Here is a 25,506-nt window from a genome sequence, read left to right on the forward strand (position 1 = left end):
CCTGAGACTGCGTGCTTCTCCCGAGATCCTGGCGACAGTGACAAGACCCGTCCACCGTGCTGCGCACAACGCGCGGGTGAAATCATCACCCTGTGACAAAGGAGCGCGAACGTGTCCGGCAGGAGCGTGAACTGATCCGGCAGGAGCACGAACGTGTCCGGCAGGAACGCGAACGGATCCGGCAGCAGCTGATCGCCGCCCCGCGGGTCGTCGCGACGATCGTCGCCGCGGTGCGCGAGCAGGTACCGGCCTACGCCGTCCTCGATGACGGCCGGCTCCACGAGGTACGGGCCATCGCCGCATGGGCGCTGGACCGGATGCTCCACCTGTGGGCCACCGACGGCGATCTCACCTCCGCCGATCTCCGCCGGCTGCGCGGCATCGCGGCGGCACGGGCCGCGGACGGCCGCCCCGTGCAGGCGGTCCTGCGCGCCTACCGGGTCGCGGCGACGGTCATCACCGACGAGGTCGCGGCCTGTACGCCGCCGCCGAGCGCAGCGGACGCCTTCGCGCTCGCCCGTATGGCGCTGACCACCCTCGACACGCTGTCCGAAGAGATGGCCACGGCGTACACCGCCACCAGCGAAGACCTCACCGCGGACCGCGCGCGGGCGCTGCGCCTGCTCCTCGACGATCTGATCGCCGGACGGCACGCCTCCATCGGGGCGCTGACCGACCGGGCCGCCCGACTCGGCATGCAACTCCCGGACCCCTACTGCCTGTTGGTGGCGGAGCCGGTCGAAACGGAGGGTCCGGGCGTGACGCAGGAGGCGGCCGGTGAGCTCCTCGCCTCGCTCACCGGCCGCGGCGGTGATGTCACTTCTCTGGCGACGGTCCGCGGTTCGCGGGTCGTCCTGATGCTGCCGGCCGCGGCCGGTGCGACCGCGCCGGAGGCGCTGCGCGAGCGGGCCCTGCGCGGCTGTGCGATCTCGGGGGAGAGCCTGGACCGGATCGCCGTCGCCCACCGCCTCGCCGCCGACGCCCTGGACACCGCACCCGCACATGCGCACCACCCCGCGCGCGTCCTCACGGACGGGGATGCCCATGTGCTCGCGCTCCTCGGCGGACGCCCGGCCATCACTCCCGAACAGATCGGCCGTCTGATCCTCGGCCCGCTCGTCCACCCCGGCCGGCGCCATCTGCTGGAAGCGCTCACCATCTACCTCGATACGGGCTCCGCCACCGCCGCCGCCCGAAGCCTCGGCCTGCACCCCCAGTCGCTGCGCTACCGCCTGCGCCGCATCGCCGACCTCACCACCCGTGACCCACGCGACCCCTGGCAGCGGCTCACGCTGGACATCGCCCGGACGATCGGGCACTGAGGCCGGGCATACGTGGCGTGCCGCCGGATCGTCCCGGACCGGATCATCCAGCCGGTGCTGCCGGTGCTGCCGGTGCTGCCGGTGCTGCCGGTGCTGCCGGTGCTGCCGGTGCTGCCGGTGCTGCCGGTGCTGCCGGTGTGGCTGGTGCTGCCGGTGTGGCTGGTGCGGCGGGTCCGGCCGGTCCGGGTGGCAGCGCGGAGCCTAGGCCCGATCGCGCGAGAGCGCCGGGATGCCCAGCCGGTGCGCGGTGTCGTCGTCGAAGTCCTCGCAGAAGGCGCCGAGGGTGTCTTCGAGGTGTTCCAGGGAGCGCACGGCGTACAGCACGGGCTGGTAGCCGGAGATGCGGTACGGGGTGCCGGCCGCGGTGCGGAGGTCCAGCTCGCGGACCTCCCGCCGGTCGTGCGCGGCGATCTCACCGTAGGACGACAGCAGGGCGGCTCCGTAGACCTTGGGTGTGCCGGATTCGGTGATCAGCCCGTATTCGAGGGTGAACCAGTAGACCCGGCTGAGAATGTCGAGGGCTTCCTCGGTGGCGACCTGGTTGGCGGCCCGGCCGATGAGCCGGTAGAGGCGGGCGAAGCGCGGGCAGGACAGATGGACGCCGTGTCCGAAGACGTCGTGCAGTACATCGGGTTCGGGTGTGTAGAGCGGGACGGCCGGGTGGCGGACGAACTGCACGGCGTGGAAGTAGCCGTGCTCCATCGCGCCCAGGAACCGCTCGTTGGGCACCACTCCGCCGGCCAGTGTGAAAGCGAACCCGGTGCGAGCCATGAGATGGACGCTGACCTCCGCGTGCTGCGGGATCCGCTCGCCCGGGATGGCGGCTTCCTCGCCGGCCTCCAGGACCGCACGGCAGGCGTGGGCGCGGTGTGCCGGGCCGAGGGCCTGGTGCACCACGCGCCAGGTGCGGTGCTCCTCCTCGGTGTAGTCGACGGCCGGGTAGGGCGCCCCGACACGGTGAGCGTCGGCCGGTGCGGCCAGGGCGTCGCGGCGCCGCAGATACGCCGGGTCGCTACGCCCGGGGTGCTGGTCCGGGCGGCCCAGGCGCCCGGACGCGGAGACGGGGGTGTGATTCCTCACCGTGCTCATATGTGTCACCTTGCCCCAAACCCGAACGAAGATCACTTGGTGCGGCGGGTTGGCAGGGGGCGGTATCGGCCGTGGAGGTGTGTGGACGAGGGCGGGGCGCTCGCGCGTGCCCAACCCGGCGGCGAAGGGGGCGGATCGCCGCTTTCCGGCGCGGAGCCCGGCCGGTCCGACGTCTCAGCCATAAGTCTGACATGTGGGGTCGAAGGGTGCATTCGCGCTGTGGAGATAGCGCCCGAGATGACCCGAGCCGTCGAGTTCCGGTGGGAAGGGAACGATACGGAGCTATCCGCAGCCATATAGAGCCATCCGAAGTGGTCCGTGGTGATCTGCCGGTGATCTTGATGATCCGGATGAATTGAACGGTTGGGTACGGTCCCGAACGCCCGGTCGGTGAAGGGCTGTTCAGGGCGCCAATCGACAGCTCACTTTCATATCGTTCTTGCTTCGATTCTTGACGATGGGGTGGGCGGTGACGTTCACTTCAGCCGTTCTGGGCCGGTCAGGCGGCCCCTTGGGAGGTACCGGAAAATGAATGCAATAATGCGGCGCGCCCTCACGGGCGCGATGGCGCTTTCGCTCGCAGCGCCCTTGGCGGCTTGTGGAAAAGATCACCAGGACGCCGGCGCAGGCAAGGATGCAATTGGTCTACTCCTCCCGGAGAACAAGGCGGCTCGTTACGAGAAATTCGACCACCGCATCATTTCGGCCCGTATAGCTTCACTCTGCCTCGAATGCAAGATCGATTACGGGAATGCCGAGCAGCAAGTCAATACCCAGAAGAGACAGTTCGAAGCCCTGGTGAAGAAGGGCGTCAAGGTCATCATTCTGGACCCGGTCGACGCGCAGGCGGCCAAGAGCTGGGTGGACTCGGCCGCCAAGAAGGGCGTCCAGGTCGTCGCGTACGACCGACTCGCCGAGGGCGATGTCGCGGCCTATGTCTCCTACGACAACGAGAAGATCGGCCGGCTCCAGGGCCAGGGCATTCTCGCCGCCCTCGGCTCCGAGGCGGCCGCCGCCGACGTCGTCATGATGAACGGCTCGCCGACCGACCCGAACGCGCCGGCCTACAAGAAGGGCGCCCATGACGTCCTCGACGGCAAGGTCCACAAGGTCGTCTACGAGAAGGACATCCCCGACTGGTCGGCGGCGACGGCCAAGAAGAAGATGACCGATGTCATCAACGTCCGTGGCGCGCAGGGCTTTGACGCGGTGTACTCGGCCAACGACGGTATGGCCGGCGGCATCGCCGAGGCGCTCAAGGCGGCCGGTATCAAGAATGTTCCGCTCGGTGGTCAGGATGCCGAACTCCCCGCGCTGCAGCGGCTGGTAGCCGGTACTCAGTCCTTCACCATTTACAAGGAAGTCAGGCCGGAGGCCGAAACCGCCGCCGAAATCGCCTTCCGTCTGCTGCGCGGGAAGAGCATCAGCTCCCTTACCACAACAACCGCCGGTAACAACAGCAAGTCCGGTATCCCCGCCCAGCTGTTCAAGGCGCAGATCGTCACCAAGAAGAATCTGAAGGACACCGTTGTCCGCGACGGCGTGGTCCGGACCGATCTGCTCTGCGCCGGCGATCTCGCCTCCGCGTGCAAGTCCCTGGGCCTGGAGTGACAGACCCTCAGTTACCGGGACTGACGGACTGTGAGTCAGCTCCTCACCAGGTATCGATGAACGGCCGGCGCTTGGCGGCCACCTCCGTGAACGGACGCGGGGCGTGGCCGCCCAGCGCCGCCGCCGCGTTCACCGCCTTGCTGTGCTCGTACAGCTCGGCCACCCGCGCCTCGAACGCCCGCTGCCGCTCGGCGAACGCGGCGAGATCATCGTCCGCGGCCCGTCCGTGATGACCCGTTACCGGAACGCACCGGATGCCACCGGCCGGGCGCTGCGCGAAGGCCGGCTGCCCGGGCGGCATCCGGACGTCCTCGCCGCCGCCGTGGTCGCCGTCGACGCCCCGAGCCGCGGCCGGCGCCCGTACGCCTACGCCCGTACCGTCCCCGACAGCGCGCTCACCGCCCAGGCGCTGCGCGACTGCGCGACCGGGCGAGCGGCAGCATCGCGAGCTACAAGCCACCGCTGGTGGAGATCGTCGAGGCGTTCCCGATGACCGCCACTGGCAAGATCAGGAAGACCGGACCGGCTGCCCGAGCCAGTCGTACGCCGCCCGCGCCGTGAACTCCCCCTGACCGCCCCTGAACAGCAGCCCGGCGCTCGCGAACGCCGGGTCGTCGGCGGTGCCGGCCACATACGGGACGGCGATGCACCGCATCCCCGCCCGGTGTGCCGCGAGCGCACCGGGCGCCGCGTCCTCCAGCACCACACAGTCGGCAGGGTCGACGCCCAGTCGGCGCGCGGCCTCCAGGAAGACATCGGGCTCGGGCTTGCCGTGCGCCACCTCCTCGGCCGACACCAGCGTGGTCAGCAGCGCGTCGAGCCCCGTACCGGCCAGCACCGCCTCGATCGCGGCCCGCGACGAACCGGACGCCACCGCCATCGGGTGCCCGGCCGCGGACAGCCGTTTCACGAACGCGCGCATCTCGGGGAAGACCGCGGTGTGCGCCCGCGCCAGCTCCAGATACGTGCGGTTCTTGCCGGCCAGCAGCTCCTCGATCGGTGCGTCGAGGCCGAACTCCCGGCTCAGGATCTCCAGCGTTTCGCGGGTGCCGATGCCGATGAAGCGGGTGTGGTGCTCCCAGCTGAAGTCCGCCACGCCGTAGTTGGCGAGCAGCCGGCGCCCCGCCTCGTAGTAGTTCGGCTCGCTGTCCACCAGCGTGCCGTCGAGGTCGAAGATCACCGGAGCGGGCGGGCCGGGAGTGACGGGCGTGATCTGGGAAGCGGGGGAGGTGCTCATGCCCACCAGCATGCCAAGACACCGTCCGGCACGGCTTGCGAGCCTGCCCCAGGTGGCTCAGCGCTTCGCGCTACCGCCCACCGTCTCGACCAGCGGCAGCATCCGATGCGGCACCCGCTCGCGCAGCGCCACCTCCGTACGGGTACGGACCACGCCCGGCAGGCTGATCAGCCGCTGGATGACATCCTCCAGATGCGCCGCGTCCCGGGCCACCACCCGGGTCAGCAGATCGCCGCCGCCGGTCGTCGAGAACGCCTCGATGATCTGCGGCACCTCCGCCAGCGCGGCGGCCACTTCCTCCAGGTGCCCCTGGGTGACCTCGATGTGCACAAAGGCGAGTACGGGGTGGCCGAGTGCGGCGGGCGACAGCCGGGGGCTGTAGGCGGTGATCACACCGTCCCGCTCCAGCCGGTCGAGCCGCGCCTGAACCGTGCCCCGGGCGACACCGAGAAGGCGCGCGTACTCCCGCACGCTGGTGCGCGGCTGCTCCAGCAGCAGCCCGAGGATCTTGGCGTCCAGGGCATCCACGGCCATGGTCCAACGGTCCCCTCGCTGTCGGTGAAAGCGTCTTGTGACTGTAGCAACGGCCCAATCACACCCCGCTCCGGCTGAGCCGGCTGACGGGGCGAGGTCCCTAGGGGCCGCCATTTCGGCCAGGCGGACGCGGGTGTCGATGACGGCGCGAGCGGTGGTCAGTCCGCGCGGCCGGTGGCCGCCACCGTCACGCCCAGGCCGATCATGGCGAAGCCGCCCGCACCACCGATCATCGACAGCCGGCGCTCGGACCGGGCGAACCAGTTGCGGGCCGCCGAGGCCGTCAGCCCCCACAGCGTGTCCGTGATCAGGCCGATGCAGATCGGCACCAGGCCCAGGATGAGCATCTGGGTGGGCAGCCCGCCTGCCGTGGGGTCCACGAACTGGGGGAGTACGGCGGCGAAGAAGACGATGCCCTTCGGGTTGGTGACGCCGACCAGGATGCCGTCGACGACCGTCCGCAGATCGCCGCGAGCCGGCTGACCAGGTGCCTCCGCGGCACCCATCTTCATGTCCTTGCGGTGCCGGAACGCCTGCACTCCGAGGAAGACCAGGTACGCCGCACCCGCCAGCTTCACGGTCAGGAAGACCGTGACGGACCGTTCGACCAGCGAGCCGAGGCCGAGCGCCACCGCGGCAACCAGGAGGTACGAGCCCAGCACATTGCCCAGGACCGTTGCCAGCGCCGTGCGGCGGCCGTGGGCCAGCGCCCGGCCGATCACGAAGAGCACGCTCGGTCCCGGGATCACGATCACCAGCAGTGACATCGCCGCGAAAGCCAGCAGCCGGTCGGTAGACACCATGTCTCTCACCTCGACGGACATTGAACCAGCCGAACTGTGAATCCTTACATCCCGGTCCCTCGGTTGATCTGCGGTTGATCTGCCCGCACCCGCGCGCGGGCCCGTCGGAGTCCCTCCATGGCGCCCTCGCTCGCCGCTCTGCCATTGGCACCCTCCTGGCCCAGCCGTAGAGCGCAGGACTGTACCAATGGCTCAGTGCTTTTCGGCTCTGTTGAGCCATCAGCCGAAGTGATGCTCTGATGGGGCTGTCGATGGCGCTGCGGAACTCCGCGGCGCCTTTTTCATGCGGGTTTCATGCGGGCACAGAAGGGGCGGGAAGCAGTGCTGAAGAGGGTGTTCGTGGTTCCGGACCCGGGTCGGCTGCGGCTGCGCAGCGCTACTCGGGCGGTCCTCGGCATCAGTCTGGCCGTGGCGGTCTGTGGCCTCGCCGGCCACTCGCTCGTCGCGGCCATCACCGGCGGGCTCGCCGCGCTTCTCGCGCTCTTCACGGTCACCGACGCGACGGTCCGCGACCAGGCGCTCACCACGGCCCTGCTGCCCGCGGCCGGACTTCCGGTGCTCGCCCTCGCGACAGGGCTGCACGACCAGCCGTTGGTACGGGACGTGGCGTTTCTCGCCGTCATGGGGGTGGGGGTCTATGCCCGGCGCTGGGGGCCTCGCGGTCACGCCCTCGGGGTGTTCGCGTTCATGACCTTCTTCGCGACGCAGTTCCTGCACGCGGTGCCCGCCCAGCTGCCCGAGCTGTATGCCGCCGTCGTCCTCTCGCTCCTGGCGTCCTCGACCGTGCGCTTCGGCCTGTGGTGCTACGAGCGGCAGCTGTCTCCCGTCGTCGCGCCTGCTCCGCCGGGCGGGACCGGTCTCGCCCGTACGACCACCCGCCAGGCCATCCAGGCGACCTTCGGCGGCGCCTTCGCCCTCATGGCGGGGCAACTGCTGTCCGACCAGCGCTGGTACTGGGCCGTGGGCGCCACCTGGTGGATCTTCGTGAACACCGCCTCCCGCGGCGAGACCCTGGTACGCGGTTTCCGGCGGATCCTCGGCACGGTGATCGGCATCGCCGTCGGAGCGGTCGTCGCCATACCGCTGCACGGGGCCGCCGTCCCCACGGTGGCTCTCGTCGCGGTATGCGTCTTCGGGATCTTCTACACGGCCGCTGTCTCGTACACGTGGATGATGTTCGCGGTGACGGTGATGGCCGGCCTGCTCTACGGGCTTCTCGGGGTCCTGGACGCGAGTCTGCTCGCGCTCCGGCTGGCCGAGACCGGCGTCGGGGCGATCGGCGCGGCACTGGCCGTTCTCGTGGTGCTGCCCGTGACCACCCACGCCGCCACCGATGCCTGGATCCAGCGCGCCCTTCGCTGCGTACACACCTGCGCCGCCGAGTCCGCGGCCCGTCTCGCCGGCTCCGAGACCGCCGACCCCGCCCCTCGGATCGCCGAGTTGGAGCTGCTGCTCAGCAGGGTGCGGCTCTCGCTCGCTCCGCTGGTGCATCCGCTGAGTCCGCTGCGTACCCGCAAGGAGAAGGCCCGTCGCGTCCTGGCGCTCCTCGACGACTGCGCCCGCGAAGTCCGCGGACTGGCGTCCATCGCCGCGGACCCGGAGGCTTCGCACGACGACCGGCTCGCCGCCGCCTGCTGGCGGGTGGAGGCTGCCGTGGAGGCACTCACCACACCGGGCAAGGCGCGCGACACGGCAGGGGCCGTCACGGCGGCACCGGAGCAGCCGGCGCCCGAGCCCGCGCTCACCCATCTGCACGGCCTGGAGAAGGCACTGGCCGAACTGGCGGCGCCCCTGCGCAGCACCCGGCCCTCCCCGCTGGTCGGGGCCTGACCGGCGGATCGTACGGTCGCGGGCGCGCGGACCGGTGTGCGGGAGCCGGTGGGCGGGAATCGGCCATCACCGCGGACGCCCCGGCCGTGGCTGTTAGCGTCGCCGCAGCACCTCAACGGGCAGGCGGACGAAGGGCGGAGCCAGTGGGGACGAGCGACAGCGGCCGGCGGGCGTACATCGGATCGTTCACCACGGCCGGCGGTGCCGGGATCACCACCGCAGCCGTCGACCCGGAGTCCGGCGCACTCACCCCGCTGCACTCCACCGACGCGGTCCCCAACCCCTCCTACCTGGCCCTGAGCCCCGACGGCCGATACCTCTACGCGGTCAGCGAGACCCCGGACGGCGCCGCGGCCGCCTTCGCCCTCACGCCCGGTGGACCCGCACCGCTCGCACCCGCCGTGCCCGTGGACGGCGCCGACCCCACCCACCTCACCCTGACCGCCGGCCACCTCGTCACCGCCAACTACAGCTCCGGCAGCGTCAGTACGCTCCCCATACGGGCCGATGGCTCGCTCGGCGGCCCCGCCACCGTGCTCGCGCACCAGGGCAGCGGTCCGCGGACGGATCGTCAGGAGGGCCCGCACGCCCACGCGGTACTGCCCGACCCCAGCGGCCGCTGGCTGCTCAGCGTCGACCTGGGCACCGACTCGGTCCGCGTCTGCGCCCTCGGCACCGCCGGCGGGGCGCTGACCGTACGCGAGGAGGTCCGGCTGCGGCCCGGCAGCGGCCCTCGCCATCTCGCCTTCCACCCGCGCGGCGACCGCGCCTATGTCATCAATGAGCTCGATCCGACGGTGACGGTCTGCCGGTGGGACGCCGACCGGGGCGCGCTGACGCCCCTGGGAGAGACCCGCCTCCTCCCGGACGGCGCCGCACCGGCCGAAACCTTCCCCTCCGAACTGGTCCTCTCCCAGGACGGCCGGTTCGCCTGGGCCGCCAACCGGGGCCACGACAGCCTCTCGGTCCTCGCCCTCGACGCGTCGGGCGACACCGCAACCCTCGTGACCACCGTCCACTGCGGCGGCCACTGGCCCCGTGACCTGGCGCTGCACCCCGACGGCCGGCACCTCTACGCCGCCAACGAACGCTCCGGTGAGGTCACCTGGTTCACCATCGACCCGGAGAGCGGCGTTCCGGCCCGGACCGGATCCGTCCGCGCGCCGGCCGCCTCCTGCGTGGTCTTCGTCTGACCCGGCGTCCGGGCCGCTCACCCCTCGGGAAAGCGCCCGCCGAAGTACACCTGGGCCTCGGTGATCCGGCCGTCCCGCACCGTTTGCACTTCGACATTGCGATGGCGTTCGCCGGTCTTCAGCTCGTACGCGTACCGGACGTAGACCTGCTCGTCGTCGATGGCCACGGCATCGAGGATCTCCTGCCGGCGCAGGCGGTCCGCCGTGGGGAAGCAGATCTCCAGGAAGGCGGCCTTGTCGATGTGGTCGTCCTGCGGGCTGGTGAAGACGAAATCCTCGGCGAGCAGCCGGTCGATGGCGGCGCGGTCCTGGGCGAGGTAGGCCGCGAAAGCGGCACGGACCACTTCGACGTTCGACATGAACTTCCTTCCGTGGGCGGGCCGCTCGCGCCCTCAGGAGCGAGCGGCCCGGGGAGGGCGTCCACAGGACGTTAGACGCTGCCCGGTGCCCGGACTCATCGGTCGGCGCGTCAGAGGTGCGACAAGCGCCCTGAGGGGCCCTCTGGCGGACGTACGGCCACCCCGTCGACCGGACCGCGGCCGCTGTCCTGTCGGGCCGTCTGACGGGCATCTGCGCCGCTCAGACGGGAATCGGACGTATCGCCTCCGCCCGGACGACGCGAAGGGCCGCCCCGCGCGCTGCGCGAAGACGGCCCTTCGAAGATCTGCTGTGGCCTCGGGGAGTGTCCTAGCGGACGGGTACCCCCTGCGCCTGCGTCGGCAGGGCGATGCCCACCGACGCCGCGTAGTTCGACAGCACCAGCCGGCCCACCGCGCCGTAGGCGCCCAGTGCCTCGGCCGAGGCACAGCCCGCCTCCGCCGCGGCCGCCCCCAGAAGGCTGTCGGTGATCTCCGGGCCGATCAGGTACGGGGCCAGCGCCAGCTGCTGCGAACCGGAGCCGCGCAGCTGCTCGGCCGTACGGGAGATGGCGCCCTCCTCGTCCAGCGCGGCGGCCAGCACGGGCACCGCGAGGCGTGCGGAGAGCAGCATGCCGGTGATCCCGGCTGCCTGCACGGCCTCGTCGCCGCCCACGGTGGCGAGGATGATGCCGTCAGCGGCCGTGGCGACCGTGAACAGCCGCGCACGGTCGGCGCGCGCCAGACCGGCCTCGGAGAGCCGGACGTGCAGTGCTTCGGCGAGCAGCGGGTGCGGGCCGAGGACATCGGTCAGCTCGGCGGCGGAGCCGCTGTTCATGATCGCCTGGCGTATCCGGCGCAGCAGCGCGCTGTCCGGGCCGGCCAGCAGCGGCACGACCACCGCGGAGGGACCGGGGTCGGACTGCCCCTCGGCCTCCGCCCGGGCCTTGTGCTCGGCGGCGGCGTGCGCCAGCACGGCCTCCAGGGACGGGAACTCGTCGTCGCCGCCGTCCAGATAGCCGATCCGGGCATCGAGGCCGGGCAGTTCGGAGCGGGCGATGCTGGAGACCTCCTCCGCCAGGCTGCGCGAGGCGGAGGTGGGGGTGCCGGGCACGGCCAGCACGAGGGCGGGTGCGCCCTCGGGTGCGGCGAGCGGCTCCGGCCTGCGGTGGCGGCCGGACTGCCGCGCACGCGGCATGCGTACAGGCAGGCCGGGTGCGGCTCCCGGGCTCGGGGGTGCGGCGTCAAAATGGGGCGAGCCAGGTGCGGGCCCAGTGGGGGAACTCATGGCGCCGCATGCTAACGCCTTGGACCACCCCCGCGCGGAGGGAGGGTTCGGTGGAGAGGTATCCGTCCCGTTTTATCCCGCGCGTCATAGCGGCACTAACCCGGCGCAGGGCGTGTGATCTGCAACAACTTCGGATCCACGGGCAGCGTCAGGCGGTCGCCGGCGAGCGCCGCGGCGATGGTCAGCGCCCCGTCGAGCGGGCTCCCGGCAGCGGCAGTCGGACGGGCGTCCGGCAGCCGCTCGGCGAGCGCCGTACGCAGCGGAGCCAGCAGCGGTTCGCCCATCCCGAACAGCCCGCCGGTGCACGCCACCGCGCTGCCGGCGCCCGGCGGGCAGACCGCGGCCGCGGCGTCGGCGATATGCCCCGCCGCAGCGCGCAGAATGCCGTCCGCCACGGCGTCGTCGGCGGCGCAACGGCCGACCTCCGGGGCGAACGAGGCCAGTACGGCGGGCCGGTCGGGCCGCGGATAGAGCGCGCCGGGCAGCCCGTTCACCGGACCGAACATCGCTTGCGCGCGAGCCAGCAGGGCGGCCGAACCGCCGGGCCGGCCGTCGTACGCGCGCATCGCGGCCTCCAGGCCGGCGCGGCCGATCCAGGCGCCGCTGCCGCAGTCGCCCAGCAGATGGCCCCAGCCGTCCGCGCGGCGCCAACCGCCCTCGCCGGTCAGGTCCGTGCCCAGGGCGATCATGCCGGTGCCCGCGGCGACCACCGCACCGGGCCGCTGGCCCAGCGCGCCGGCGTACGCGGTCACGGCGTCCGCCGCGAGGGCGAGACGCCGCACCCCGAACGCGGTGGCCAGCTCGGCGGGCAGCCGGGCGCGCAGCTCGTCGCCGAGCGTGGCCATGCCGGCGGCGCCCACGCACCCCGCCGTGAACCGGACCGCGCCCACCTCGCGCCGCAACTCCTCGGCGGCGGGCAGGAGTTGGGACAGCAGGTGCCCGGCGTCGATCCCGTCGGGGCCGATGCGCACCGGCTCGTTCGAGGCGTATGTCGCCAGCGGCCGCGCCGCGGGGTCGTCCGCGCGCGCCACCGCGATCCGCAGCCCCGAACCGCCCGAGTCGACCCCGAGGACATGGCCGTCGGCCGGGACCGTCCCGCCTCCGGTGTCCGGGCCGCGCCCGGTGTCCGGGCCGCGTCCGGTGGGCTCACCCAAAGCCGCGGGCGTCCTGCTTGAGGGCGGTGTCGACGGTCAGGGCCGTGGCGACGACGAGGCTCAGCAGCGGGTCGGGCAGCTGGTGGTGGATCTGCAGGACGTAGTTGTCCGCGGACGTGAACATCGTCTTGGCGAGGCCTTCCCAGGTCTTGGTGATCCGGGCGACCTCGGTGTCGGCGTGGTCCACGATCGCGAAGTTCCAGGCGCGCCAGTTCTCGGCCTTGATGGCGCCGATCTGCTGGCCGTTGACCATCATCGCGAAGTTGATCTTCCCGATGGCGTTCTGCTGCACGATCTCGCCGACCGGCGAGCCGTCCGGACGCTGCACGATCACCTTGGACTTGATGATCTTCGCGGGCCGGGTCAGCACCAGCTGCGGCTGGCCGTACGCGTCCCGGATCTCCAGCTTGTGGGTCATGTACTGATCCAGGCTGGAGACGACCCGCAGCACCTTCTTGGCCGTGCTCTGGCCGACCTGGACGACCGCGCCGAGGGTGTTGCCGTGCTGGTCGAAGACGCTGTACTCGTTGGTGACCTCGATCAGCTTGGCCTTCTGGTTGACCACCAGCACCGGCTCGGTGAACAGGGTGCCACCGCCCGGTCCGCCGGCCGCCACCCCGGCCTGCTGCTGTACCTGCTGCTGCACGGCGCCCGGGTTCGCGCCCGGCTGCCCCGGCATCTGCTGCTGTCCGTAGGGCTGCTGCATCGGCTGGCCGGGTGCCTGCTGGCCGGGCGCCTGCTGGGGGTGGCCGTAGCCCTGCTGCCCGTACGGTGCGCCGCCCTGCTGCTGGCCCGGGTACGGGGCCTGGCCCTGCGCCTGCTGCTGCGGCGCGAACTGCTGCGGCATCTGCTGCTGCGGGGGCTGCTGGGTGGTCTGCTGCTGAGGAGCCTGGTGCTGATGCTGCGGAGCGTGCTGTTGTGCCGGCTGCTGTTGCGCCTGGTGGGGGCCCGGCTGGGGTGCCTGGGCCTGGGCCGGCGCCGCGGCCTGCTGTCCCGGGTGGGTGTGCTCAGTCCACTGGGACCCGTCCCACCAGCGAAGTTGGTGGGGGGTGCCCTGCGGGTCGGCATACCAACCCGCAGGGATGTTCGCATTCGTCATGCGGCGAACACTATCGCCCGGGGTCAGGGCAGCCTCCAGTCGACGGGCTGCGCGCCCTGTCGCACCAGTAGGTCGTTCACCCGGCTGAAGGGCCGCGAGCCGAAGAAGCCCCGGTCGGCGGACATGGGGGAGGGGTGCGCCGACTCGACGGCCGGCAGATCGCCGAGCAGCGGCCGCAGATTGCGCGCATCGCGCCCCCACAGCACCGACACCAGCGGACGCCCCCGCGCCACCAGCGCACGGATGGCCTGCTCGGTGACCTCTTCCCAGCCCTTGCCACGGTGCGCGGCGGGCTTGCGGGGCGCCGTCGTCAGCGCTCTGTTCAGCAGCAGTACGCCCTGGCGGGTCCACGGGGTCAGGTCGCCGTTCGACGGCCGGGGCAGTCCGAGGTCGGAGTGCAGTTCGCGGAAGATGTTCTCCAGGCTCCCGGGCAACGGACGGACGTCCGGCGCCACGGAGAAACTGAGCCCGACCGCATGCCCCGGTGTGGGGTAGGGGTCCTGCCCGACGATGAGCACCCGCACCTCGTCGAAGGGCTGTTGGAAGGCGCGCAGCACATTGCTGCCGGCCGGCAGATAGGTACGTCCTGCGGCGATCTCCGCCCGCAGGAAGTCGCCCATCGCGGCGATCTGTCCGGCAACGGGCTCAAGTGCCTTGGCCCAGCCTGGTTCGACAATGTCTTGGAGAGGTCGTGCAGCCACGGGATCACCCTACTGGCCCAGGCCACTTCCCCTTCAATCGATGGCCCGAGCCCTGGCCGTCCGGAACCGCCGAAGATGCCGGAAACCCCGGAAACCCCGGAAACCCCGGAAGGAAGCCGGAGCGGTGCAGTACCACTCGGATGAGCCCAACCGTCCTTCCCCTACGCCGCGTTACCTCGGTATTCGAGCCGTCACCCTTCCCCTCCTCCCCACACGCCCCCTCCCCGCACCATCCCTCCGCTTCCGCTCACGCAACAGCGGCCGCCCGTACGCACAGCACATCCGGCAGATGGGAGGCGAGTTGCTGCCAGCTGTCCCCGTCGTCCGCGCTGGCGTACACCTCGCCATTGCGGTTGCCGAAATACACCCCGGCGGGATCGGTGTCGTCGACGGACAGCGCGTCCCTGAGCACCGTGCCGTAGTGGTCCGCCGCCGGCAGTCCGTCGGTCAGCGCCTCCCAGCTTCCGCCGGCGTCGGTCGTGCGGTAGACCCGGCAGCGGTGCTCGGCGGGCACCCGGTCGATGTCCGCGGTGATCGGGAAGAGATACGCGACATCCCCCTTGCGCGGATGCGCGGCCGTGGCGAAGCCGAAGTCCGAGGGCAGACCGCTGCCGATGTCCGTCCACTGCGCGCCCGCGTCATCGCTGCGGTAGACGCCCCAGTGATTCTGCAGATACAGGCGGTCGCGGTTCACCGGGTCCTGCGCGATCTTGTGGACGCACTGGCCGAACTCCGGATGCTGATCCGGAAGAAAGACCGCCTTCACGCCCTTGTTCGACGGTGTCCAACTCGCGCCTCCGTCCCGCGTGCGGAAGACCCCGGCCGCGGAGACGGCGACGGTGACCGCATCGGCGTCCCGCGGGTCGGTGATCACCGTATGGACCGCCAGACCACCGCCGCCCGGCACCCACTTCTCGCGGCTCGGGTGGTCCCACAGCGCCCGTACGAGCTCAAAGGTCTCGCCACCGTCCTCGGAGCGGAACAGGCCGCCGGGCTCGGTGCCCGCGTAGACCACATCGGGCGCGGCCGGGCCCGCGGGGTGCAGCTGCCAGACCCGCTCCAGCGAAGTCCCGGTGTCCTTCGGGTACTTGACCGCGGGGCGGGAGGGCTCGTGCCAGGTCTCGCCCAGGTCGTCGGAGTGGAATACCGACGGGCCCCAGTGGGCACTGTCGGCGCCGGCCAGCAGGCGGGGTGTCGCGCGGCGGGTGTCGATCCCGAGGGAGTACACCGCCTGTGCGGGGAAATGCGGTCCGCTCAATTCCCAGTCGCGGTGCCGCCGACGGCCGATGAAGAGGCCTTTGCGGGTGCCCACCGCGAGTAGTACGTCAGTCATGCCGGAACACCTCCGGGACGCCGTTGTCTCAGACAGTGGCCAGTTTGCACCCGACCACTGACAACAGCGTCCCGGAGCGTATCCGCGCAGGTGGGACGGTGCGGTGCGGCTGCTGACGCGGTCTGCCGCACCTCGCGTGCGGCCTCAGGCGGCCCGGTGGTACTGCGACGGCAGGGCGATCTCGGCACCCAGTTCCCGCGCCGCGTGCTGCGCGAAGCTGGGGGAGCGCAGGAGTTCACGGCCGAGCAGTACGGCGTCGGCCTGACCGTCCGCGATGATCTTCTCGGCCTGCCGCGCCTCGGTGATCAGACCGACGGCGCCCACCGCGAGGCCCGCTTCCTTCTTGACCCGCTCGGCGAACGGCACCTGGTAGCCGGGCCCCGTAGCGATCTTGGCGTCCGGCGCATTGCCGCCCGTGGAGGTGTCCAGCAGGTCGATGCCGTGCTCCTTGAGATCGCGGGCGAAGCGCACGGTGTCGTCGGCCGTCCAGCCCTCGCGCTCGTCGCTCTCGTCCTCGGCCAGCCAGTCGGTCGCCGAGATCCGGAAGAAGACCGGCAGTTCCTCAGGCCAGACCTCCCGTACGGCGTCCACGATCTGCAGCGCGAACCGCGTTCGGTTCTCGTACGAGCCGCCGTACTCGTCGGTGCGCCGGTTGGTGAACGGGGAGAGGAACTCGTTGATCAGGTAGCCGTGCGCACCGTGGATCTCGGCCACCTCGAAGCCGGCCGCCAGCGCCCGCCGAGCCGTCGCCGCGAACTGCGCGACGATCTCACCTATCTGCGCCACCGACAGCTCCGCGGGGGTGGCGAACCCTTCGCCGAACGGCACCGGGCTCGGGCCGACCGGCTCCCATCCGTACCGCTGACCGGGCAGGATCGGCCCACCGCGGTTCACCCAGCCACGCTCGGTGGACGCCTTGCGGCCGGCATGAGCGATCTGGATTCCCGGCACGGTCCCCTGGGCCTTGAGGAATGCGGTGATGCGCCGGAACGCCTCGGTCTGGGTGTCGTTCCACAGCCCGAGGTCGTAGGGGCTGATGCGCCCCTCGGGGCTCACCGCGGTCGCCTCCGTGAGGATGAGGCCGGTCCCGCCCACCGCCCGCGCGGCCAGGTGCTGGAAGTGCCAGTCGCCGGGCGCGCCCTCTGCCGGCCCCTCGGGCGCCGCGGAGTACTGGCACATGGGCGCCATCCAGAGGCGGTTCGGGACGGTCAGCGAGCGAAGGGTGATGGGCTCGAACAGTGCGCTCACGGCAGGCTCCTGTACCTGGAGAGGAGCGGGTTCCGGTTGGCCCCGCACTCATACGATAGACGTCGTACTACGGTGGATGTCAAACTACGATGCTTCTCGTACAATGAGCCTGCGGGCGGCGCGCCAGGCCATACCGAGCCCGCAGATTCAGTCAGGAGCCGTCATGCCGACCGATACGACATCAACGGGCGCCTCGTCGGGCTCCCGGGCGCTGGAACACCCGGCCCGTGCGGACATCCGGCTGACCGACGTCCTGCATGCCCTCGCCGACCCGATGCGACTGCGGATCGTGCGCACACTGGCCGCCGCCGAGGACGAGCTGAACTGCGCGGACATCCCCCTCCCGGTCAGCAAGTCGACGTGTACCCACCACTTCCGGGTGCTGCGCGAGCACGGCGTCATCCAGCAGCTCTACCGGGGCACGGCGAAGATGAACCGGCTACGCCGGGCCGACCTGGAAGACCTCTTCCCCGGCCTGATCGACGGCGTCCTGCGGGCGGCGGACCTACAGGCCCGCCGCCTCGGGGAGGATTAGGGCACGACCGGCCGCCGCAGGGGGCAAGGGCTGCCCGCTGTCGGACAGCCCGGGGGATCAGCCGTTCACCCCCGCCGAGCGGGCCGCGTCCAACAGCCCCTCCCAGTCGGCCAGCTTGACGGTGCCGCGGCCCAATCCATGGCCCCACTCCGCCTCGGCGGCTTCGATGGCCAGCCAGCCCGGCCACGGGACCGGCCGCTGCCCGGCCCGGGTCAGCGCGGCCACCGGGTCCTCGGCGGTGTCGCGATCCGCCAGCGTGCCGGCGTCCGCCAGCAGCGAGTGTGCGGTCTCCTTCGCGCACGGCCGGTTGGTTCCGATCACCCCCGTGGGGCCCCGCTTNGGCCGGTTGGTTCCGATCACCCCCGTGGGGCCCCGCTTGATCCAGCCCGCCACGTACACGCCGGGAAGCGGTGCGCCGTCCCGTAGCACCCGGCCCGCCAGATGCGGCACCGTCCCGGTCCCCTCGTCGAACGGCAGCCCCGGCTGCGGCGTGCCCCGATAGCCGACCGAACGCAGCACCAACTGCCCCTCGATGTCCTCGAATTCGCCCGTGCCCCGGACTCCGCCCCGCCCATCGGGCGCCGTCCGCTCGAAGCGGACCGCGCGCACCCCCGTGGCGTCCCCGAGCACCTCGACCGGACGCAGGAAGAACCGCAGATGGATCCGCCGCCCCACCGGAGTGGTGGCGGCCGTCGGCCGCTCCGCCCAGCCGCGCAGCACCTCGACGTTCCGCCGCCCCACCGCCGGCAGCTCGCCCGGATCCAGGTACGCCGGATCCAGCGCCAGCTCCTCGGGCTGTACGCGCACCTCCGTACCCGGAAGGGATCCCAGCTCCCGTAGCTCCTTGGTGGTGAACTTGGCCTGCGAGGGCCCGCGTCGTCCGACCATCCAGACATCCTCGACGTGGCTGTCCGCGAGCGCGCCGAGCGGTCCCTGCGGCATATCGGTGGTGGCGAGCTCGGCGGCACCACGGGACAGCATCCGCGCCACATCCACCGCGACATTGCCCACGCCGATCACGATCGCGGACCGCGCCGCGAGGGTGAAACGGACCGCGGCCGCATCCGGATGCGCGCTGTACCAGGCGACGAACTCGGTGGCCGGATGGCTGCCGGGCAGCTCCTCGCCGGGGATGCCCAGATGCCGGTCGGTGGCGGCGCCCACGCAGAACACCACCGCATGGAAGATCTCCCGCAGCTCCGCCACGCCCAGCCCCGGCGCCCCGACCTCCACATTGCCCAGGAAGTGCACCCTGGGGTGCTCCAGCACCGTACGCAGATTGTTCTGCAGCGATTTGATCTTCTCGTGGTCCGGCGCGACGCCGTAGCGCACCAGACCGTACGGGCAGGGCAGCCGATCCAGGACGTACACCTCGATGTCCGGTACGGCCTGCTGCTCGATCAGGGACTGGGCGGTGTAGACACCGCTGGGCCCGGAACCGATCACTGCGACACGAAGCACGAGTGGCCCCTTCCGCGGGATACCCCCAGGATCGCACCGGCAGGCGCGCGACGGGAGATGCGCTATCGGGGTTGCTCCCGGTGGGATGAGCGTGCCGCGCTACTGGGCCGGGTGAGCTGGAGGCTAGGTTTTCAATGTGTCGGAAAGTGACTTTTATACCGTTAATCACCGATATGAGGCCCAGGGCGCGCCACGGAAGTGGCCCACGTGGGAGCTGCAGGCCCATGGCTCGGCCGCGCCCGCTCCCGAGCCGGCCGCCCCGGAGGATCCTGCCGGATCCGACGGTCCCGGCTGCTCGCTGCCCCGGCTCGACCCGCTGGGCCCCTGGTGCAGCGCCCGGCTGACCTTCGCCGACGGCGCCCGGATCGATGTCCTTGTGACGGTCTCCGACGACCACATCACCGTCGAGGACGTACGTGCCGACCCGCCGCTGGCCCTGGACAGCCTCGCCGACCTGGCCCGCTGGATCGAGGGGCCGCTGGACGACGCCTTCCGGGCAGCCACCGGGCGGCCGCGGAAGATCCGGCCCGCGCCCCGGCAGCTCGGCCCGGCGGACATGTCACCACAACGGGGCGGCGGGGCGACGGCCGGGCCGGAGCGACAGCCCGGGCCGACGGCTGCGCCGGCTACGGCGGACGCCGAGGTCGAGGAGGCAACAGGGGCGGCGGGTGCCGTTCCCGGCGAGGGTGCGCCCCACGCCACGACAACGGGCGCCGGGATCGGCCACCTTGCCGTGACGTCCGCGGAGCCGTCAGCGGAACCGTCTGGGCAGACGTCGGCGGAGCCGTCAGCGGAAGCGTCGTCCGGGTCGCCCGCCGAGCCGGCCTCGGGAGCGGTCACTCCGGTCGCTCCGTCCGATCCGTCCACGCCGTCCGATCCATCCGCTCCGGCCGACCCGTCCGATCCCTCCGCGCCGCCCACGCCCGCCTCGCCCTCCGCCCCGGCCGAACGCGCCCGCTCCACCGTCCTCGCCCGGTCGCGGGCCGGCGAGCGTCGCAAGATCGCCGCGGACGCTTACCGCCAGGCCCAGCGGGAAGGGCGCGATCCGGTGCTGGCCGTCATGCTCGCCACCGGCCGCAATCGCCGAAGATCGCTGCGACTGATCGCCGGCGCCCGCGACGAAGGCCTGCTGACGCCACGTCACAACAAACGGTGACGGGGCGGCGTTACGACGCCTGCCGCAGCTTCGCCCGGATCCGTGCCATCCGCCCGATCTCGGCGCTCTGCTGCGCGATGACGTCGTTCGCCATGTCCTCCACGAGCGCGTTGTTGCCCTCGGAGAGCACCTCGGTGGCCATGGAGACCGCACCCTGGTGGTGCGCGATCATCAACTTCAGGAAGAGCGCGTCGAACTTCTCGCCGCGTGCCGCCCGCAACTGATCGAGCTGCGCGGCGGTGGCCATCCCGGGCATCGCCCCGTGATGATGGTGGCCGCCCTCCGCGTGCGGCCCGCCGTGACCGCTCAACCAGCCCTTCATCGCGTCGATTTCGGGTCCCTGGGCCGCGGAGATCCGCTCCGCCAGCCGCCCGACCTGCTCGCCGTCCGCATGCCGGGCGGCCAGCTCCGTCATCACCAGCGCCTGCTGATGGTGCGGAATCATCATCCGGATGTAGCTGAAGTCGGCGGAGTTGGGGGAGTCGTCGCTACGCGCCTTCCTGGCCTCATCGGCGGTGAGGGTCTTCGCCGGTTCGCCCGGCTTTCCCGGTGCCACCACCTTCGGGCCGCCCGCCTCGCTCGCCTTCTTGGTGTCGTCATCGGACGAACAGCCGCTCAGCGCAAGGGAGATGGCCAGCGAGAAGCCGGCCGTGGCGAGGGCGATCGCTCTTCTGGGACGCGTCAACGCACACACTCCTGTCCGTCGGACCATCCATCGGGCCTGGGGCGCCCTTGCCGGCGCATTACCTGCCCTGCACGGGCGTTACATCTTCATTGCCATCTATTGATATGTACATGAGGGGCGCGATACTACCGGGGCCAAGAACCGTTCACATCGGAACGGACTCCAGGGAGGACCTTGTGACGTCGTTGCACAGACCCCGCGTGCGGCGCAGATCCCTCGGAGCTGTGACCGCGGCCTTCGGGCTCGCGGCCGCCCTCCTCGTGGCCGGACCCGCGGCCGCGACCCCCGACCCCGGCGACCATCCCTCCGCGGCCAAGGAGGTGAGCCGCGGCCAGGAGGCGGACACCAGGGCCGCGATCAACAACGGCGAGATACCCGGCGTGGACGAGGTCGTGCACAGCGACAACGTCCGCCATCTGGCCAACATCCCCAAGCAGGCGCTCCTGGGCACCAACTCCGACCTCGCCTTCCAGGGGAAGTACGCGTTCGCCGGCAACTACGACGGCTTTGTCATCTACGACATCTCCCGGCCCGAGGCGCCCCGGACCGTGAGCCAGGTGCTCTGTCCCGGCTCGCAGAACGATGTCTCGGTCTCCGGGAATCTGCTGTTCCTGTCCACGGACTCCTCGCGCACCGACAACTCCTGTAACAGCGCTACACAGCCCGCGACCGAGAAGTCCTCCTGGGAGGGCATGAAGGTCTTCGACATCAGCGACAAGGCGCACCCCAGGTACGTCGCCGCCGTCGAAACCGCCTGCGGTTCGCACACCCACACGCTGGTCCCCGAGCGCCGCGACGTCTACATCTACGTCTCGTCGTACTCGCCCAGCGAGAGCTTCCCCGACTGCCGGCCGCCGCACGACGGCATCTCCGTCATCAAGGTGCCGCGCTCCGCGCCGGAAAAGGCCGCCGTCATCGACTTTCCCGTCCTCTTCCCGGACGGCGGCAACCCCGGCGGCACCACCAACCCGGGCGTTTCACAGACCACCGGCTGCCACGACATCACCACCTTCCCGAAGCTGAAGCTGGCCGCGGGCGCCTGCATGGGCGACGGCATCCTCCTGGACATCGCGAACCCGGCCGCACCCAAGGTCATCGACCGGGTCCAGGACAACGTCAACTTCGCCTTCTGGCACTCCGCGACCTTCAACGAGCGGGGAAACAAGGTGGTGTTCACCGACGAGCTGGGCGGCGGCGGAGCGGCCACCTGCAACGAGAAGACCGGGCCGAACCGCGGCGCCGACGGGATCTACGACATCGTCGGCAAGGGCACCCACCGCAAGCTCGTCTTCAAGAGCTACTACAAGATCCCGCGCCACCAGGCCGACACCGAGAACTGCGTCGCCCACAACGGCTCGCTGATCCCGGCCAAGAACCGCGACATCATGGTCCAGGCGTGGTACCAAGGCGGCGTCTCCATCTGGGACTTCACCGACTCCGCGCACCCCAAGGAGATCGGCTACTTCGAACGCGGCCCGATCTCCACGGACTCACTTGTCACCGGCGGTGCGTGGTCCGCGTACTACTACAACGGCCACATCTACTCCAACGACATCGCCAAGGGCTTCGACGTCCTCGCGATCGACGACCGCCGCACCGACAGCGCCGAGTCGGTACGGATGAGGGAGCTCAACGTGCAGACCCAGCCCGACTACCGCTGACGTTCCGGGCCCTGTGTCCGTATCCCGCCGGGCGGCTCCTCGTCCGGCGGGACCCCCAACTCCCAGTCCAGCCCGTACCGTTGGAACAATTCGGCGCGCAGCCGGGCCCGCGGCATCGGTGCCCCCGGCAGCAGCATCGGCACCACCGAACCCATCAGCAGCGCCCGCAACAGCGGATAGTCGGCATCGGGATCCGGTGATCCGTACGCCACGACCGTCTCACGCAGCAATTGGGCCAGCCGTTGCTGCTCGGGACATTGAATAAATCCCTCGGCCGTCAGAATTCCCGCCATATGCGTACGCATCAGCAATGGATGATCATGCGCAAGGCCCAGAATGGCGTCGATGGCGCGCGCCAGCAGCTCCCGCCCGGCGACCGGCCCGGTCGGCCGCGGCTCGCGTTCCAGCGCCGCCTGCAGGGTGCGATGCATCAGCCGGTGCACGGCGGACTGCAGCAGCTGACGCTTGCCGGGGAAGTAGTACGAGATCAGCCCGCGCGCCGTCCCCGCCCGCTCGGCGATGTCCCCGAGGGTCGTCGCTTCGAAGCCGCGTTCCCCCACCAGCTCGACCGTCGCCTGCAGCAGCCGCTCGCGGGAGCGCTGCCGCAATTCTTCATTGACCGATGCGCTGCGGGGGGACATCCTGTAACTCCTGCGTTGACTGGCTGAGAGCCAATATACTCAGCCCGACTCCGGATGTCCGTCCCCTCGCCCGGGGAGGGCCGAAATCCGGTCAAGCTGCCTGATTCGGGCGACGCGGGGGATCGCCCGAATCGGGCTGAGGTGGTACTGGGATCGGCCTTGTGACCTCCGCTTCTGCAGGTCACAAGGCCGATCTGGGCCCGCGCCGGTCTGCAGGTTCGATCATCTCTGGTGGCATCTGATCATGTGCTCGCTGACTGGTTGCTGACTGGTTGCTGACTCTTCTGACGGTGCGTCAGGAATATGGGGAGTGTCCTGTTGGCTGGTCTGGCGACAAGTGCGACCTTCTAGTGGCACTGGGCTCGACGGGTTGGCGAGGGGGTCTTGTTTCGCTGTGCCCGTAGCCGGGCGGATCCCCGGCTACGGCGCGGGCGGTGACCAGGCCCGATTCGTAGGCCGCGATGACCGCCTGGGCGCGGTCGCGGACGGCGAGCTTGTCGAAGATGCTGGTGATGTAGTTCTTGACCGTGGAGAGGCTGATGTCCAGGGCGCGGGAGATCTCGGTGTTGTCGAGGCCGGTGGCCATCAGACGCCACACCTCGACCTCGCGGGGGGTGAGTTCACCCAGGCCGGTGGGGGCCGGTGGCGCACCGTGGGGTGCCCGTACGTAGGTGGAGATCAGCCGGGTGAGCAGGCGCGGCGCGACGGCGGCCTCGCCGGCGTGGACGGTGCGGATCGCCGCGCTCAGGTCCTCCGGGGAGCTGTCCTTGGGCAGGAACCCGTAGGCTCCGGCGCGCAGGGCGCCCACGACGTACTCGTCGAGGTCGAAGGTGCTGAGGGCCAGGACCCGGCAGTCGGGCAGGGTGGCGGCGAGTTCCCCGGTCGCGCCGACTCCGTCGAGGACGGGCATCCGGATGTCCATCACCACGACGTCGGGGCGCAGTTGGCGGGCGAGGGTGACGGCCTGCGCGCCGTTCTCGGCCTCGCCCACCACCTCGAGGGACGGGTCGGGGGAGAGGATCAGCGACAGGCCGCGCCGGACCAGCGGCTGGTCGTCCACGATGAGCACCCTGATCCTCGGTGGCGTCGGTCCGGTCCCGGTCATCGGCGCGCTCCCTCGTGCTGGACTGTCGCCTCGGCCGTCTCGTCCGTGGTCAGCGGTAGCTCGGCCATCACGGCGAACCCCCCGTCGGCCTGCGGGCCGACGGTGAGGGTGCCGCGGTGCAGGGCGACGCGCTCGCGCATGCCGATCAGACCGTATCCGCCTGAGCCCATCGTCGACGCCCCCTCCTGCGGTGGCGTGCCCCCGCCGTCGTCCCGCACCTCGACGGTGACCCCTTCTTGGTGGTAAGTCAGCTGTACGGAAGCGCGGGCGGGCCCCGCGTACTTGCGAGTGTTGGTGAGGGCCTCCTGGGCGATCCTGAACACCGTGAGGCCGACGGTCGGCGGCAGCGGGCGCTGCGGCCCGCGGACGCTGAACTCGGTCGGCAGTCCGGCGAGGCGGGACTCGGCCACCAGGCGGTCGAGGTCGTCGACGCCGGGCTGGGGCAGCGACGGCGCGGCCTCCGGTTCGTCGCCGGCCCGCAGTACGTCGAGGAGCTGGCGCATCTCGCGCAGCGCGAGCCGCCCGGAGGACTCCAGGGTGACCAGGGCTTCTTGGACCACCTCCGGTTGGGCGAGGTTGGCCCGGGCTCCGCCGGCCATCAGCTGCATGGTGGTGATGTGGTGGGCCACGATGTCGTGCAACTCCCGTGCGATGCGGCGGCGTTCGTCGGCCACCGCACGGTCGGCAAGGAGGCTGCGGTTGGCCGCCACCTCCCGCTGCCAGCGGTTGACCGCCATGGCGGTGCCGACGACGATCAGGGTGGAGAGGGGCGGGGTAATGGCCTCCTGCCAGGGCGGAATCCGGCCGCTGCTCTGGCTCAGCAGCGTCAGCGACACCGTTGCGGCGGCCGCGACCGCCGTCACCCGACCGGGGCAGGCTCTGGCGACCGAGTACACGGCGACCACCAGGACGGCACCGAAGTGGCTGGGCAGCGGGACGGTCAGGGTGGCCGCCGCATCGAGTGCCAGTGCGGCGGCGAGCGCCGCCACCGGGTGGCTGCGCCGGGCCAGCAGCGGCATGGCCGCCAGCGCGACGAGGAGGAACCCGGCCACGCTCACATTGTGCCGGCCGTTGGGGTCGTTGAAGAACACATAGCTGAGCAGGTTCAGCGCGCAGGCGCCGCCGGTCACGAGTGCGTCGTTACGGGTCCACGCCGGCTCGGCGCTGTCGATGTGCACCGACTCCTGGTCATCGTCGGGCCCGATGTGTCGGCTCCTGGGCATGTCTGTTCTCCCTGCGTCCGGCCTCCCGGCCCCCGGGACAGGGTTGCACAGCAGCCGCAGTGGTAGCGGTTCGCGGCCACTGTCCCGGGCGTTGACCTGGGTCGGGACCAGGACCAGGGTCCTGGTCGCGGGCCTGGGAGGGACCCAGGGCCCCGGTCCGGATCATCCGCTGCCACGACGCTTGGCGGCCCCTCGCAGTGATGGTCTGGAGACCGGCCGGGAGCCCCCGGCAGACGTCCGC

General features: G+C 71.1%; 22 protein-coding genes and 3 pseudogenes. 8 read left to right on the top strand and 17 right to left on the bottom strand.

Going from position 1 to position 25,506, the window contains the following annotated elements; translation table 11 throughout:
* Positions 1-92 precede the first annotated feature (92 nt).
* A complete protein-coding gene (locus DY245_RS33415) occupies positions 93-1,322 on the top strand; it encodes a PucR family transcriptional regulator (RefSeq protein ID WP_128510900.1) in 1,230 nt (409 codons plus the stop codon).
* A 201-nt stretch (positions 1,323-1,523) separates the two neighbouring features.
* On the opposite strand, the gene DY245_RS33425 is transcribed toward DY245_RS33415, so the two are convergent.
* Positions 1,524-2,411, bottom strand: a complete 888-nt coding sequence (locus DY245_RS33425; RefSeq protein ID WP_128510901.1) for a phenylalanine 4-monooxygenase — start codon at positions 2,409-2,411, stop codon at positions 1,524-1,526.
* Between the two features lie 540 nt (positions 2,412-2,951).
* Between DY245_RS33425 and DY245_RS33430 the strand changes: the two genes are divergently transcribed.
* Both DY245_RS33430 and DY245_RS33435 read left to right on the top strand, forming a co-directional pair.
* A complete protein-coding gene (locus DY245_RS33430) occupies positions 2,952-4,022 on the top strand; it encodes a sugar ABC transporter substrate-binding protein (protein WP_244943431.1) in 1,071 nt (356 codons plus the stop codon).
* A 103-nt stretch (positions 4,023-4,125) separates the two neighbouring features.
* The gene (locus tag DY245_RS33435; protein WP_181923990.1) at positions 4,126-4,515 is read left to right on the top strand and encodes a hypothetical protein; all 390 of its coding nucleotides are present in this window, start codon (positions 4,126-4,128) and stop codon (positions 4,513-4,515) included.
* 15 nt (positions 4,516-4,530) lie between these two features.
* Here DY245_RS33435 and DY245_RS33440 read toward each other — a convergent pair whose 3' ends face one another.
* The 3 genes from DY245_RS33440 to DY245_RS33450 all read right to left on the bottom strand — a co-directional run bounded on the left by DY245_RS33440 (position 4,531) and on the right by DY245_RS33450 (position 6,596).
* The gene (locus tag DY245_RS33440) at positions 4,531-5,259 is read right to left on the bottom strand and encodes an HAD family hydrolase (protein ID WP_128510904.1); all 729 of its coding nucleotides are present in this window, start codon (positions 5,257-5,259) and stop codon (positions 4,531-4,533) included.
* A 57-nt stretch (positions 5,260-5,316) separates the two neighbouring features.
* Entirely contained in the window at positions 5,317-5,793 is a 477-nt protein-coding gene (locus DY245_RS33445) for an Lrp/AsnC family transcriptional regulator (RefSeq protein WP_128510905.1), read from the bottom strand.
* A gap of 158 nt (positions 5,794-5,951) precedes the next feature.
* The gene (locus DY245_RS33450; protein WP_128510906.1) at positions 5,952-6,596 is read right to left on the bottom strand and encodes a LysE family translocator; all 645 of its coding nucleotides are present in this window, start codon (positions 6,594-6,596) and stop codon (positions 5,952-5,954) included.
* Between the two features lie 321 nt (positions 6,597-6,917).
* Here DY245_RS33450 and DY245_RS33455 point away from each other — a divergent pair, with 321 nt between their 5' ends.
* A complete protein-coding gene (locus DY245_RS33455) occupies positions 6,918-8,426 on the top strand; it encodes an FUSC family protein (RefSeq protein ID WP_128510907.1) in 1,509 nt (502 codons plus the stop codon).
* A 143-nt stretch (positions 8,427-8,569) separates the two neighbouring features.
* On the top strand, positions 8,570-9,619 hold the full coding sequence (locus tag DY245_RS33460; protein WP_128510908.1) for a lactonase family protein: 1,050 nt from the start codon (positions 8,570-8,572) through the stop codon (positions 9,617-9,619).
* Positions 9,620-9,636: 17 nt separating this feature from the next.
* On the opposite strand, the gene DY245_RS33465 is transcribed toward DY245_RS33460, so the two are convergent.
* From DY245_RS33465 to DY245_RS33495, 7 genes are all read right to left on the bottom strand, one after another.
* Positions 9,637-9,978 carry a nuclear transport factor 2 family protein gene (locus DY245_RS33465; protein WP_128510909.1) on the bottom strand — a complete coding sequence of 114 codons (342 nt, stop codon included), beginning with the start codon at positions 9,976-9,978 and terminating at the stop codon, positions 9,637-9,639.
* A gap of 328 nt (positions 9,979-10,306) precedes the next feature.
* The gene (locus tag DY245_RS33470; protein ID WP_425329473.1) at positions 10,307-11,263 is read right to left on the bottom strand and encodes a sirohydrochlorin chelatase; all 957 of its coding nucleotides are present in this window, start codon (positions 11,261-11,263) and stop codon (positions 10,307-10,309) included.
* A gap of 95 nt (positions 11,264-11,358) precedes the next feature.
* Complete coding sequence (locus DY245_RS33475) at positions 11,359-12,417, bottom strand: N-acetylglucosamine kinase (RefSeq protein WP_128510911.1); 1,059 nt, start codon at positions 12,415-12,417, stop codon at positions 11,359-11,361.
* Positions 12,410-13,516, bottom strand: coding sequence for an LURP-one-related family protein (locus DY245_RS33480; protein ID WP_128510912.1), 1,107 nt, complete (start codon positions 13,514-13,516; stop codon positions 12,410-12,412). The genes DY245_RS33475 and DY245_RS33480 overlap by 8 nt, the downstream gene beginning before the upstream one ends.
* A gap of 23 nt (positions 13,517-13,539) precedes the next feature.
* Complete coding sequence (locus DY245_RS33485; RefSeq protein WP_128510913.1) at positions 13,540-14,217, bottom strand: uracil-DNA glycosylase; 678 nt, start codon at positions 14,215-14,217, stop codon at positions 13,540-13,542.
* Positions 14,218-14,464: 247 nt separating this feature from the next.
* Complete coding sequence (locus DY245_RS33490; protein ID WP_128510914.1) at positions 14,465-15,550, bottom strand: WD40/YVTN/BNR-like repeat-containing protein; 1,086 nt, start codon at positions 15,548-15,550, stop codon at positions 14,465-14,467.
* A gap of 144 nt (positions 15,551-15,694) precedes the next feature.
* A complete protein-coding gene (locus DY245_RS33495; protein WP_128510915.1) occupies positions 15,695-16,798 on the bottom strand; it encodes an NADH:flavin oxidoreductase/NADH oxidase in 1,104 nt (367 codons plus the stop codon).
* A 163-nt stretch (positions 16,799-16,961) separates the two neighbouring features.
* Between DY245_RS33495 and DY245_RS33500 the strand changes: the two genes are divergently transcribed.
* Entirely contained in the window at positions 16,962-17,333 is a 372-nt protein-coding gene (locus DY245_RS33500) for an ArsR/SmtB family transcription factor (protein WP_128510916.1), read from the top strand.
* Positions 17,334-17,390: 57 nt separating this feature from the next.
* Here DY245_RS33500 and DY245_RS47155 read toward each other — a convergent pair.
* Positions 17,391-17,672 (bottom strand): annotated as a pseudogene (locus DY245_RS47155) (NADP oxidoreductase); the annotation flags it as partial.
* Between the two features lies 1 nt (position 17,673).
* Positions 17,674-18,779, bottom strand: a pseudogene (locus DY245_RS33505) (FAD-dependent oxidoreductase); the annotation flags it as partial.
* Between the two features lie 151 nt (positions 18,780-18,930).
* Here DY245_RS33505 and DY245_RS48520 point away from each other — a divergent pair.
* Positions 18,931-19,950, top strand: a complete 1,020-nt coding sequence (locus DY245_RS48520; RefSeq protein WP_128510917.1) for a DUF6214 family protein — start codon at positions 18,931-18,933, stop codon at positions 19,948-19,950.
* 10 nt (positions 19,951-19,960) lie between these two features.
* Here the strand turns inward: DY245_RS48520 and DY245_RS33515 are convergent, their stop codons facing one another.
* Positions 19,961-20,662 (bottom strand): DUF305 domain-containing protein, encoded by a 702-nt coding sequence (locus tag DY245_RS33515; protein WP_128510918.1) that lies wholly within the window; start codon positions 20,660-20,662, stop codon positions 19,961-19,963.
* 149 nt (positions 20,663-20,811) lie between these two features.
* On the opposite strand from DY245_RS33515, the gene DY245_RS33520 reads away from it, so the two are divergent.
* Positions 20,812-22,296 carry an LVIVD repeat-containing protein gene (locus DY245_RS33520; RefSeq protein WP_128510919.1) on the top strand — a complete coding sequence of 495 codons (1,485 nt, stop codon included), beginning with the start codon at positions 20,812-20,814 and terminating at the stop codon, positions 22,294-22,296.
* On the opposite strand, the gene DY245_RS33525 is transcribed toward DY245_RS33520, so the two are convergent.
* The 3 genes and pseudogenes from DY245_RS33525 to DY245_RS33535 form a co-directional block, all read right to left on the bottom strand.
* On the bottom strand, positions 22,287-22,937 hold the full coding sequence (locus DY245_RS33525; protein ID WP_128510920.1) for a TetR/AcrR family transcriptional regulator: 651 nt from the start codon (positions 22,935-22,937) through the stop codon (positions 22,287-22,289). The genes DY245_RS33520 and DY245_RS33525 overlap by 10 nt on opposite strands.
* A 430-nt stretch (positions 22,938-23,367) precedes the next feature.
* Positions 23,368-24,042, bottom strand: a pseudogene (locus DY245_RS33530) (response regulator); the annotation flags it as partial.
* Positions 24,039-25,265: a sensor histidine kinase gene (locus DY245_RS33535; RefSeq protein ID WP_128510921.1), complete on the bottom strand. Its 1,227-nt coding sequence runs from the start codon at positions 25,263-25,265 to the stop codon at positions 24,039-24,041. The gene DY245_RS33535 and the pseudogene DY245_RS33530, both read right to left, overlap by 4 nt.
* Positions 25,266-25,506: the final 241 nt, after the last annotated feature.

This window comes from Streptomyces inhibens (assembly GCF_003389455.1).
Classification (GTDB): Bacteria; Actinomycetota; Actinomycetes; order Streptomycetales; family Streptomycetaceae; genus Streptomyces; species Streptomyces inhibens.